Origin of the sequence: Chlorogloeopsis fritschii PCC 6912 (assembly GCF_000317285.1) — a bacterium.
GTDB lineage: Bacteria > Cyanobacteriota > Cyanobacteriia > Cyanobacteriales > Nostocaceae > Chlorogloeopsis > Chlorogloeopsis fritschii.
Genome location: NZ_AJLN01000037.1, coordinates 183,446 through 195,373, shown reverse-complemented (window position 1 = coordinate 195,373; position 11,928 = coordinate 183,446). Strand labels below are relative to the sequence as shown.

General features: G+C 38.4%; 9 protein-coding genes and 1 pseudogene. 7 read left to right on the top strand and 3 right to left on the bottom strand.

From position 1 onward, the window contains the following. Positions 1–113: 113 nt before the first annotated feature. Complete coding sequence (locus UYC_RS0103130) at positions 114–2,918, top strand: CHAT domain-containing protein (RefSeq protein ID WP_026087340.1); 2,805 nt, start codon at positions 114–116, stop codon at positions 2,916–2,918. 180 nt (positions 2,919–3,098) lie between these two features. On the opposite strand, the gene UYC_RS0103125 is transcribed toward UYC_RS0103130, so the two are convergent. Together UYC_RS0103125 and UYC_RS37440 are read right to left on the bottom strand one after the other, a co-directional pair. Then, positions 3,099–3,686, bottom strand: coding sequence for a fasciclin domain-containing protein (locus UYC_RS0103125; protein ID WP_016873184.1), 588 nt, complete (start codon positions 3,684–3,686; stop codon positions 3,099–3,101). Positions 3,687–3,927: 241 nt separating this feature from the next. Beyond that, on the bottom strand, positions 3,928–4,173 hold the full coding sequence (locus UYC_RS37440; protein ID WP_127011323.1) for a hypothetical protein: 246 nt from the start codon (positions 4,171–4,173) through the stop codon (positions 3,928–3,930). A gap of 89 nt (positions 4,174–4,262) precedes the next feature. Between UYC_RS37440 and UYC_RS0103120 the strand changes: the two genes are divergently transcribed. The 4 genes and pseudogenes from UYC_RS0103120 to UYC_RS0103105 all read left to right on the top strand — a co-directional run bounded on the left by UYC_RS0103120 (position 4,263) and on the right by UYC_RS0103105 (position 7,220). Next, positions 4,263–4,442 carry a hypothetical protein gene (locus tag UYC_RS0103120; protein WP_016873183.1) on the top strand — a complete coding sequence of 60 codons (180 nt, stop codon included), beginning with the start codon at positions 4,263–4,265 and terminating at the stop codon, positions 4,440–4,442. Continuing rightward, positions 4,433–5,475, top strand: a pseudogene (locus UYC_RS35260) (DUF1822 family protein); the annotation flags it as partial. The gene UYC_RS0103120 and the pseudogene UYC_RS35260, both read left to right, overlap by 10 nt. Positions 5,476–5,540: 65 nt before the next feature. Next, the gene (locus UYC_RS0103110; protein WP_016873182.1) at positions 5,541–6,008 is read left to right on the top strand and encodes a DUF4870 domain-containing protein; all 468 of its coding nucleotides are present in this window, start codon (positions 5,541–5,543) and stop codon (positions 6,006–6,008) included. A gap of 684 nt (positions 6,009–6,692) precedes the next feature. Further along, positions 6,693–7,220 carry a hypothetical protein gene (locus UYC_RS0103105; protein ID WP_016873181.1) on the top strand — a complete coding sequence of 176 codons (528 nt, stop codon included), beginning with the start codon at positions 6,693–6,695 and terminating at the stop codon, positions 7,218–7,220. A 119-nt stretch (positions 7,221–7,339) separates the two neighbouring features. On the opposite strand, the gene UYC_RS37435 is transcribed toward UYC_RS0103105, so the two are convergent. Then, on the bottom strand, positions 7,340–7,591 hold the full coding sequence (locus tag UYC_RS37435) for a hypothetical protein (protein WP_127011324.1): 252 nt from the start codon (positions 7,589–7,591) through the stop codon (positions 7,340–7,342). A 436-nt stretch (positions 7,592–8,027) separates the two neighbouring features. Between UYC_RS37435 and UYC_RS0103100 the strand changes: the two genes are divergently transcribed. Together UYC_RS0103100 and UYC_RS0103095 are read left to right on the top strand one after the other, a co-directional pair. Further along, positions 8,028–11,177, top strand: a complete 3,150-nt coding sequence (locus UYC_RS0103100; RefSeq protein WP_016873180.1) for a plasmid replication protein, CyRepA1 family — start codon at positions 8,028–8,030, stop codon at positions 11,175–11,177. Positions 11,178–11,314: 137 nt separating this feature from the next. Beyond that, the gene (locus tag UYC_RS0103095) at positions 11,315–11,902 is read left to right on the top strand and encodes a hypothetical protein (protein ID WP_016873179.1); all 588 of its coding nucleotides are present in this window, start codon (positions 11,315–11,317) and stop codon (positions 11,900–11,902) included. Positions 11,903–11,928 lie beyond the last annotated feature (26 nt).

The window sequence follows — 11,928 nt, the reverse complement described above, 5'->3', positions numbered from 1 at the left end:
CCCCACTGCTACCAATCTTCCCCAACGCACTTCTTCCAAAACTACTGCGGCTTGCCCTGCGCCTTTCTAAAATTTGTGAATTTCTCAAACTAAGTGGAGATGGAGTTTATAATATGTGGCTTAATCAAACCGTTTTTATTCGCAAGTTAAAGAATTTGGTCAAAAGAATTTATAAAAAACGTTCATTGTTTTTGGCAAGTTTGCTGTTTCTTTTTTCAGCAGCAACTCCACCCGTAGTCGCCACAATTCCACCAGTAATCTCGATTGTACAAACTCAGCAGGATGCCAGACAACTAGCTAATAAAGCTATCCAACTATATCGCTCAGGTAAAACTCAAGAAGCTGCAAATGCATGGGAAAAAGTAGTGGCTGCTTTTGCTACTCAAAAAGATAGCTTAAACCAAGCAATGGCTTTGAGCAATCTTTCATTAGCTTATCAACAATTAGGACAGTGGGAGCAAGCTCAAAAAGCTAGTGAAGATAGTTTATCTATACTTAAATCCCAGCCACAGAGCCAAGAAAAATTAAAAATTTTGGCTCAAGGTTTAGATATTCAAGGCAATTTGCAAAGGGAAATGGGACGAGCAGCAGATGCTCTCAGTACTTGGCAAGAAGCGACAAAAATTTACAGTCAACTCCAGGAAAAAAATAAATTAGATCAGAGCAAAATCAATCAAGCTCAAGCTATGCAAGATTTGGGACTTTATCCCCGCGCTTGTAATACTTTATTGGAAGTTTTAAATCAAGAAATAGAAGTTAGAAATTGTCAAGAGTTCAGTCAATTAAGTACTCAAGAATTGACAGATAAGCTGGGCAAAAATACTAACAAATCACCTTCTTTAACTTTAGTAGTGGGCTTGAGAAGTCTGGGTGAACTGCTGCGAGTTATCGGACAATCAGAACAGTCGGAAGTTGTTTTGGAACGCAGTTTAAATTTGGTTCAAAAATTGAATTCTCCTGAAGAAGAAGCTACTACTTATCTGAGTATAGGCAACACGGCAAAAACTTTAGCTGAAAGCGAAAGGGTACGTCGCAGACGAGAAAATTATGACCAGAAAGCTTTAGATGCTTATAGCCAAGTAGTAAAGCTGAGTAAATCTCCAATTACGCAACAGCAAGCACAACTAAATCAACTTAGTTTGTTAATCAAACTAAAAAGATTTTCTGAAGCAGAAGCTTTATGGACATCTTTGAATTCTCAACTCAGTAACTTACCACCAAGTCGTACTAGAATTTATCAGCAAATCAACTTAGCTCAGAGTTTAGTGAAATTAGGACAAACGGAAAACTTCCAAGTAAAAGCAAATTCTCAAATTCCTACTTTCAACGAAATTGACCAAATTTTAACTCGCTCTGCTGCACAAGCTAAAAGTTTGGGAGACTACCAAGCCGAAGCTTACGCTTTAGGAAGTCGCGGTGCACTGTATGAAATGAGAGCGAACAGCGGTAACAAGGAGGATTTATCTCAAGCAGAAAAATTTACCAGACAATCTTTAGGTATAATTTCTAGCTTGGAAGCACCACACATAGCTTATGAGTACTTCTGGCAGTTAGGCAGGATACGTAAAGCACAAGGAGATACTCCAGATGCGATCGCTGCTTATACCAAAGCTTATAATGCCTTACAGTCTTTACGCAGCGATTTAGTAGCGGTTAATCCAGAAGTACAGTTTTCTTTTCGAGATACTGTCGAACCAGTTTATCGACAATTAGTTGAGTTAGAGTTGGAGTATGCTGATTCCTTAAAGAAAGCTGGAAAAAATAAAGAAAGTCAAAAACACATTACTCAAGCTCGTGATGTGATTGAATCTCTGCAATTGGCTGAAATCAACAATTTCTTTCGCGAAGCTTGTGTGGAGGCAAATCCCAGAAATATTGATGAACTAGATACTAGCGCCGCAGTTATTTATCCAATTGTTTTGCCAGATCGCTTAGAGGTAATTCTCAGTCTCCCGAAACAATCTCCCCAGCTTTATACAACTAAGATAGCTAAAACAGAACTCGACAAGACTGTAGAACAGATGCAGCGTTTTCTTAGGGTTCCTCAAAGCGAGATTGAAGAATCTTTACCTTACTACCAAACAGTTTATAACTGGCTGATTCGTCCCCTAGAAAAAGACTTGGCAAACAGTAAAGCTAAAACTCTAGTGTTTGTGCTGGATGGAGAACTGCGGAACATTCCGATGGCTGTGCTGCACGATGGTAAAAACTATTTATTAGAAAAGTATGCGATCGCCTTAACTCCTGGATTGCAACTATTCAACCCCAAACCCTTGACAGACATTAAGATTCAAGCCTTAACCGCAGGATTAAGCAAGGTACGCAATGATTTACCAGCACATGAAGGTTTTGAGCCATTGCCTAACGTACCGTTAGAACTAGAAAGAATTAAAAAGCTGGGAATTTCAACTAAGTCGCTGATCGACAATCAATTTACTAGCAAAGAAATTCAAACTGAGATTGATGATTCTTCTTTTCCGATCGTTCACCTAGCTACTCATGCTCAGTTTAGCTCCAATGCTGAAGATACTTTTATCCTATTTTGGGATAGACGCATTAATGTTAAACAATTGGGTAACTTACTACAAGACAATACACTCAAACCTCGCAGACCGATAGAATTATTAGTTCTTAGTGCTTGCGAAACAGCAATTGGCGATCAAAGGGCTGCTTTGGGGCTGGCGGGAGTTGCAGTGCGCTCTGGTGCTCGTAGTACATTAGCAACATTGTGGTCAGTGCAAGATGAGAGTACTGCTAAATTTATGGGCGAATTGTACACTCAGCTAGAACAAGCCAAAAAGACAAAGCTCAATAAAGCACAAGCCCTCCAGCAAGCACAACTAGCTCTTCTCAAAGATAAACAGTATAGCAATCCCCATTTCTGGGCACCTTTTGTTGTTGTCGGCAACTGGCAATAAGGAACAGGAACAGGAGACAGGAGACAGGGAACAAGGTTGGGGAAAATAATGTTGTGTAATTAATTCTGTCTAAGAATTTAATAGGAAATATTTCTCGTTACCACCGTCAAATGAGGATACTGGTAACGAGAAAAAGACTACATTGTAAATACATGAGTGAGAAATGCTATTAAGTAGACGCTAAAAGTCACCTGGGATAAGTACTTGGTCAATTTCAATAATCACACCATTTGTGGTAGTGGTAGAGGGATGTTGGGCGATCGCATCATTTAACTGAACTGTGCCATCAGGGCGATCGCTAATTTTCACTTCTGTACCTTCTAGCGTTTTAATTGTCCCATCTTTCACTTGCTTGGGAGTGATTTCACCAGTGACCAAATGATATTTTAAAACTTTAATCCGGTTTTCTGGCTGGCTATATCGCTTGAAGACGTTATCAGATAAAGAATCAAAAGCACTATCGGTTGGGGCAAAAATTGTGAAATAACCCGGTTTTTTGAGCGAGTCAAAAAGCCCAGCTTCTTTCAATTCATCGACTAGATTGGCAAATTTTTTGTCTTTGGTTAGAGTATCAGCAATAGTACTGTTGGAGGTACGATAGGGATAGTTTTTATAAGCTGATGGTTGAAACAAAGCAAAGCGTGGAAAGAATCTTCTCGCTAAAACAGGAGAACTTATTAGTGTTGTAACACCAATAATTCCAAGCAGGCACGCTAATTTGATCGATGTTTTTTTGCTTGTTAAGGCACGAATATCCTTATTCAACATAAGCTTAAGCCAATGTGGTAATTTAATGCTAATACTACAACGGCTGTGTAGTTGTTTTCGGAAAAAAAGTTTATAACATATGTTAAGAACTGAAGATAAATTTGTTATTACTTGTTAATATTAAAATCTTTGTATTATTTATTATATTTATATTTAGTAACTACACTTAAGACATAACAAATACAAAATGAGAATTTATCTAGTTCAGTGAGCTATTTTAAGCTAATCTCAAAAATTCAAGTTACACAAGAGTACAATTTAATACCTTGACGAGAGACCATAGCCCCCTGTCTTGATAGTCGGGAACAGGGAACAGTAAGAACCGTAGGGTGGGCATTGCCCGTAAGTCAAAATAAGGTTTTGAGTCAAATCTAAGCAATGCCCACCTTCCGCCGCACCCGTGTAGCGATCGCATTAAAGAAGTAGTTGTAGTAGTAACTGCTACAATGCCGCTCAGAGCCAAAGATTTCATAGCTAACCGAAACATATTCTTGGCCCCTTGTAGTAAATTTTTGAGGAAGTATCTTTTGTACTTAAATCCTCACTATATTAACTTAGGGAAAATAGTATATTTTTATGCATCCTCGCAAAAGTGTGATAGAAATTTTTTCTACTTTTTTACAATTCGATGCCGATCACTTCGGTGGTTGGGCAACAGATGCGAAACTGCGGCGGAGTATGCACAGTTGTATCAAACAAACTGCACAAGAAACTTCCCCTGACAAAAGCCAGAGAAACATTGTTATGCCTATTTGAATAAACTTTGCCTGAGTGCCATCTTGCCGTGGTTACAACAAAATTTTGCTGCTCAGGCAAAGCCTTGGACAAGTACCACTGCTTTACCTAGCTTTTGGGAGCTGGTAAGTGGATGCGCAATCCTCCTAGACGGCATACGTTTAATATTGGTTCCTAGCGAAGAAATCGATAGCAGTGAATTGCGAGTTCCGCAAGAATGGATCGATATCCCTAGCTGGGCGGGCGATTATTATCTAGCAGTTCAAGTCGAACCAGACGAGCCTTATCTCAGGATTTGGGGCTATTCCACGAACAACTCAAAAGTCATAACAACTACGAGCCAGGCGATCGCACATATTCTCTTGACGGTAATCAAATTATTGGCGACATTAGCGCTTTAGCAGTAGTGCGAGAACTCTCTCCCAAAGAACGTACTCGCAGTTCTATTCAACCCTTGCCCTCCCTATCGCCACAACAAGCACAAAATCTGATTTCTCGCTTGGGAAAACCAGAAATCATTACACCCCGATTAGAAGTGCCTTTTCAACTATGGGGAGCATTAATCGAACATGGAGGCTGGAGACAAAGCTTATATCAACGACGTATAGGACTTGCAGAACAGTGGTCGGTTTTACAATGGTTGGAAAGTGGTGTTTCTCAATTGGCACAGCAACTCGGTTGGCATAGCTTGAATTTACAACTTAGCCCTGCTGGGGCAAGGAGTGTAGAAGAAATACAATCAGGAACTATCCTCTCTCGTCAGCTAGCGATCGCCGGGCAAGTGTATGAGTTGTGCATCACACCAAAAAGCGAATCAGACACAACTGTTTGGCGCTTTGAATTGCACAACGCTGCACCAGGAGCAGCTATTCCTGGAGGTTTTAAACTCAAATTACTCACTGAAGATTTACAACCTTTTCCCAATAACGAAGATATAGCCACAACAGCTGTAGAACAACTGTTTGTGGAAGTTGCTTTAGAACCTGGTGAAGGTATCGTTTGGGAAATAGAACCGCTTCCAGAAAACTACGACCAAGAAATTCTTAGATTTTAAGTTTTGTCTAGATTTTTACATACTATTATGGTGGAAAATTGTTATATAATTCCACCAAAAAATCAATGAGAGAACAAGACAACAAGCAAATACGCATTTGGGCAATGCTGTGTCATCTCTCAGCTTTGTTATGGATACCACTGGCTTTGTTAGTATTGCTCGGAATACCTGTATATCTACCTTTACTCAATTTATTAGGGCCACTAATTATTTGGCGGTGGAAAAAGGCACAAAACCCTTGGATTGATTTCCAAGGCAAAGAAGCTTTAAATTTTCAACTTTCGCTGACAATTTATACTTTAGTTGTCATTATTATTTCCTTATTTTTAGTTTTTACAACCTGTGGAATTGCCTTGACAACTGATATGACATCGCAACAATTAGAAATAGTTTTTAATACTTTAATAACTGTTCTAGGTATATTAATTTCATTATTAATGTTGTTGCAATTAGTTTTAGTAGTTTTTGCTGCTATAAAAGCCTATAAAGGACAACATTATCGCTATCCTTTTACAATTAGATTTTTACAGTAAATTTTTTACATATAGCAGTCCTAAATCGGTGGTTAAGCGGTATAGAAAAAACTCTACAAGATATTGCTCAACAACTAGGTTCTGCTAGCGATCGCCTTCAAGCCTACACGTTAGAACTCTACCGACTCAAATGAGAAAAACTTGCTGCCGATCCAGAATTCTATCTAGATGAAGCCTTAATTGCAATCCTGGAAGCCGATCGCACGGTGGTTGAGCATCACCTACAAGCCTTACACTCCATTGGAACAACAGGCGATCGCATAAAGCATCACAGATCTATCTCAACCAAGCCAAGCTTTAGCGTCGATTGCCCAACCAATCTTGATACAAGAAGTTTTGGGCGAATAGAATTCGCTACTACACAAACTAAGCCTGCCTCCGCAGGCTAACTAAATTAAACCCACGGAGGTGGGTTTTGTCTGTGTAGCTGCGATTTCCAATCGCCAGGGTTAATATTTTCAGTTTGGGCGGTAAATAAGTGTTCTAGTAAATTTGGTGAATGTGTTACTTTATTGATTTTTTCAATTTCTTTCCCAAATATTTAAGTATTTATACTTTTTCTAAGCCAATTTTTCTATTATCAAGACATCATAAGATTTAACTTCATCGTCCCTAAAAATTAAAACTATAATTAAATTTAACCGCAGGAAATACTTCTCTAGAAACTTCTTAGGAGAGTAAGTAATGACTCAAGAATATTCCACAAAGTGGTGGGCTGCTTTTTCATGCCTTGCTTTCATTGAAGGCATTTTGCTGGTGATGTTATTTTCGGGACGAGGTTCTGTATTAATCATAGCAGCATTGATTTTTATTGCTCTATTAATGTTTTTTATACCGCGAGCAGATGATGTAATTGCACTGACATTTGACCGGGATAAAATAGACAACAAAATCAATTCTCTCAACAAAAAATTGAGTACAACTAAGAGCAGAGTTGATAAGTTATTCATCTTAACAATGCCAGAATCAATGTATAAAACTCTCCAAAAAATTAATTCTGGTAGCTATGGTAATTATGATTTATCAGCAAAATTAGAACGAGAGCTATATTTCCTAAGAGATATAGGTTACATAGATGATATAGAAGAAATTCGCGATATCCCTTATAAAGGAAATAATCTTTCTAACTATGTAAAAATAACATCGGCCGGTAAACAATTTATTGAACTGCGTAAAAGTATTGAGGAAGAGAATAGTAAGAAGAAAGATTAAGTAGGTCGGTAAAAATAAAGCTAACTAGTTAGGGTTGTCATTTGTCCTTTATCATTGGTAAAGATTTCAAGCATAGTTACTTTTCGTAACTCGCCTTATGTTCGATTCCACTCGCCTACTTAGGACAAGATTAACCATCTTGAGCAATGTCTAAAAGCATCCCTGTGCAATTGTGAAAGGGCGATCGCGCAGTTTGGGTAAGAAGCGATCGCATCATTGAACGTATAGGCACACGGATTCAAAACAAAACCAGGTAGAGTTATTTCCGAGGATAAACCCAACTCCTCAATTAGTGCTTCCAGTCGCGATCGCTGATCTTGACAAGAGTCAGCAATTGTAATGTCTCCACACAGGTAGATGATCTCATTCATGTTTGACTGCAAAAATTGGGATCATTAGAACCGAACTAAAATAGGCTCTTCCAGACTCATGCCTAAATAGTCAGGATATTTCAGGTAAGGACTTAAAGCTATGAAGGCAACGAGTCTTTGGATGCAAATGTAATACCTGTGTACTGATTTTCCTCAACAGTTTAGGTTTAATTATCACTCCTTCTCAAAAAAAGTTGATATCATCCAAAGCAATCGTGAAAACACTTATAAGTAAGTTGTATAGGTATAAATTATAGCAATACAAACTTATTAGTATAACGATAAAAAAGACACAAACACTTGCTTTCAGATGAAACGCTGTATCACTAATAACTGATTAAAAAAAGCAAAGCAAAAACGTCAAAATTACTTCCAACAAAAAAAGTAGAGGCGTGTTAACTTGTTAAGTTCATTGTCTCTTCTCTCTGCATCACCAATGCATCTGTACCATTTATACCCCCAACACCTTGAAGAAATTGTCAAGAGCAGTAGTATAGATATACACATTGCTCAACTTAACTTTATTTCTCTTCAAGATGAAACAGTTTATGATTACCTGTTAATTTCTGAGCATTTACCACGTACTAACACAGGCATGGTGAAGAGTGGCTGGCTCCATCGGTACGCTCACGTTGCCTCCGGTGGTTGGTGGTGTTCTGGGCTAGATCCCCTGAATAATTGGCAAGCGATGGAGTGGGGTTGCTTTAAGCCAAGCCAGCCCCGATTAAATGAGAAAGGCAAGTCTATAAAATACGAACATCCTCCCTGCACACCGACGCGAGTCTTTTGTCTGCGAGTTCCTCTGCACGTATGGCAGCAAGTTGCCCAGCGTTACAATCTAGCTATGCCCGAAAATATCAGCATAGCTGAAAATGGTGAGGCTGTGGGTTTTTGGCAATGGGTGATAGAACAAAGCATACCCGTGATTATCTGTGAGGGTGTCAAGAAAGCTGCTGCACTATTAACACAAGGATATGTAGCTATAGGCATTCCTGGAATTACCAGTGGTTACCGCGTCACCAAAGATGAATTTGGCAAAGTTATCAGTCGTCAGCTCATACCCGACTTAGCTGCGTTTGCGATTAAAAAGCGCACATTTTACATTTGTTTCGATTTTGAAACTCAACCCAACAAAATTGCTGCGGTAAACAATGCCATTTCTCAACTAGGTTTTTTATTCCAGGCAAAAAATTGTCCGGTACGAGTCATCGATTTGCCGGGAATGGAAAAAGGAGTTGATGAGTTTATTGTTGCTAAAAGTGCGAGTGCTTTTGAGAAAATTTATTGTCAAAGTGTAGATTTAGAAATTTATCTTGCTCAAACAAAACCCCATAGTGAATTAACTATTGCTCCGGCAATTACTCTTGACTGTCGTTATTTAGGAGAAATAAATTTTCCTGATTCTGGATTGGTAGGAATAAAATCAGCAAAAGGAACAGGTAAAACTACAGCCCTGCAAGCACTTGTCAAGCGAGTCAAAAGCAGAAATCAACCAGTTTTATTAATAACTCATAGAATCCAATTAGGGCGATTTTTATGTGAAAAAATTGGTATTCAATGGGGAATGAGTAAAGAAGATGTAGAGGGTGCAAGAGTAGCAGAAGAAGGGATTGCTGAATTACTTTCCCCTTTTTCAGAACGCTTCCAAACCACCACATCTACCAAGTCTCTTGGATTGTGTGTTGATTCTCTTTGGAAACTTCATCCTCAAGATTGGCAAGGAGCAGTTGTCATTTTAGATGAAGTAGAGCAATCTTTATGGCATCTACTGAATAGCAGTACTTGTAAAGAAAAACGTGTCAAAATCTTAAAGGTATTCCAGCAGCTAGTTTCTACAGTTTTGACTACAGGTGGATTAGTTATTGCTCAAGACGCCGATTTATCAGATGTTTCTTTAGAATATTTACAAGCATTAGCAGGAATTAAACTAACACCGTGGGTAATAGTTAATCAATGGAAACCCCAGCGAGGTTGGGACGTAACTTTTTACGATTCCCCTAATCCAACTTCACTAATTCATCAATTAGAATTGGATTTACTTGCAGGAAGAAAATGCTATGTTACAACTGATAGTCGCTCTGGACGTTATAGTTGTGAAACGATAGCAAGCTATCTAAAAGAGCGTTTACAAAAATTGCAAAAACAATTTCCTAAAACTTTAGTCGTGAGTAGTCTCACTACTAATACTCCTGGGCATGAAGCAGCCGATTTTATAGCAGCTATTAATCATAAAGTTACCGAATATAATTCTGTTTTTGTCACTCCTAGTCTAGGAACAGGAATTAGTATTGATGTTAAACATTTTGATTGTGTTTACGGAATTTTTCAAGGAGTGATTCCTGACTCAGAAGCACGACAGGCATTATCAAGAGTGCGCGATAATGTACCGCGAATAGTTTGGTGTGCCAAGCGCGGTATTGGTTTAATCGGTTCTGGCAGCACAAATTATCGGTTGCTATCTTATTGGTATCAAGAAAATCAAAAAGAGAACTTATCTTTACTTAGTCCCCTGCATCACATAGATGTGGATTTACCACTAGTTTACGATCCAATTCATTTGCGGACTTGGGCAAAACTAGCAGCAAGAGTCAATGCTTCTATTAGCTTATATCGAGAATCAATGAAAGATGGCTTAACGAATGATGGTCATCAAATTCAAACGCGTAGTAGCGCAGTTCATAATAATATTATTCGAGATTTACGCCTGGCATTTTTAGCAACCGATCCGAATGATTTGCAAACTCGTAGAAGGCTGATTATAGAAATTGTCAAAGTACAAAAAGATTGGTTGCAAAGGCGCTACAAAGCCAAAGATATTAAGCGTAAATTTAGAGAAATTAAGCAACAAAATCAATTAGCAGCAGCAAATGCTGTAGTCAATGCTCAAGATATTGATTACTTAGAATACGAGCGGCTATTAGCTAAACATTCACTAACCGATGAGGAGCGGAATCAAATTGATAAATATATCCTTAGACAAAGATATGGTGTAAATGTTACCCCTCAACTTAAGTTATGGGATGACAAAGGTTATTATGGTCAATTACTAACTCATTATTATCTTACACATCAAAGTGAGTATTTTCGCATCAGAGATAAACAGGAATGGCATCAACAATTAATTTTGGGTGAAGGAAAAGTTTTTTTACCAGACTTAAAAATTTACACTCTGAAAGTAGAAGTATTAAGGGCTTTAGGAGTACTCAACTTTCTAGAACCAGAACGAAAATTTACTGAAAATGATACTGAGTTAATTTTGTTGCAAAACAACGCCGTTAATTTTAGCAAAGATATCAAAAGAACACTTGGTATTAATTTAGTGAGAAAGAATGAAAATATCTCAGCGTTAAAAATACTCAGTCGATTATTAAAATTACTGGGTTTGAAGCTAAAGCGGGTAAACGAGTTTTATCAAATCGACTCAGAGACGCTGAATGATGGTAGGGAAAAAATATTTGCTGTTTGGCAGCAACGAGATGAATTATTGTTAACCGCTAATAAAGGCATAGGAACTGAGATTGCGAATTATCCATTTGAAAAGCAATCACAGAAGCAGTGGCTACAACCAGAGTTAGCCGTGCGGTGAGATATCTTTGTGGATTAGTGCGACAGATCCCCGACTTCTCACCAGAAGTCGGGGATCTAAACTGACTTTTTCAACAACTAGAAGTACAAAGTTACTGTTTCAAAATCTAGCTCTCCAGTGCTAGCATTCCCAAATTATTGCGTTTTTGGGGATTGCGATTGGAAACTAATCAACTTGACTTGTTCTCACTCTCGGAAATTAGTTCTGCACCTCCAACTAGAACACCCGTGTTGCTGATGGATGAGAAGACTCTAACAGGGTGGAAATCACAAATCACCATCCATCAACAACAAGTAAGAGCAAGCAAACCAACTCAACAAGCTACCTTATTTCAAATGCCATCAGCACACGTCGATCCTGATGCGATCGATCCGTTTAATCTGTCGCCATGTTCTTTATCATTTTATCGATTGCCAACAGATAACCCTGGTGAAGCCTGTCTGTACTTTGTCATAGACATAGCTGCAAACTTGTTACTCTATATCGGAGAAACTTGTAAATCTAATAAAAGATGGAAAGGTGTACACGATTGTAAGCAATACATTGAAAACTACTTGGACTTGCACTATCGTTATGAATTAAAAACAGCAGTGAATATAGCCTTTTGGTGGGATGCACCAACTAAAACACGATCGCGCCAAAGGCTAGAACTGGCACTCATTCAAAAATGGAAATCTCCATTTAATAAAGAAAACTGGAAACTCTGGGGGCAACCTTTTGGGTAAATAGATAAAGACAAATTTGCGGCTAC

Coding starts and splice junctions, on each gene's coding strand:
- UYC_RS0103130 (WP_026087340.1), top strand. CDS start 114: ATGTGGCTTAATCAAACCGTTTTTATTCGCAAGTTAAAGAATTTGGTC.
- UYC_RS0103125 (WP_016873184.1), bottom strand. CDS start 3,686: ATGTTGAATAAGGATATTCGTGCCTTAACAAGCAAAAAAACATCGATC.
- UYC_RS37440 (WP_127011323.1), bottom strand. CDS start 4,173: ATGTTTCGGTTAGCTATGAAATCTTTGGCTCTGAGCGGCATTGTAGCA.
- UYC_RS0103120 (WP_016873183.1), top strand. CDS start 4,263: ATGCATCCTCGCAAAAGTGTGATAGAAATTTTTTCTACTTTTTTACAA.
- UYC_RS0103110 (WP_016873182.1), top strand. CDS start 5,541: ATGAGAGAACAAGACAACAAGCAAATACGCATTTGGGCAATGCTGTGT.
- UYC_RS0103105 (WP_016873181.1), top strand. CDS start 6,693: ATGACTCAAGAATATTCCACAAAGTGGTGGGCTGCTTTTTCATGCCTT.
- UYC_RS37435 (WP_127011324.1), bottom strand. CDS start 7,591: ATGAATGAGATCATCTACCTGTGTGGAGACATTACAATTGCTGACTCT.
- UYC_RS0103100 (WP_016873180.1), top strand. CDS start 8,028: ATGCATCTGTACCATTTATACCCCCAACACCTTGAAGAAATTGTCAAG.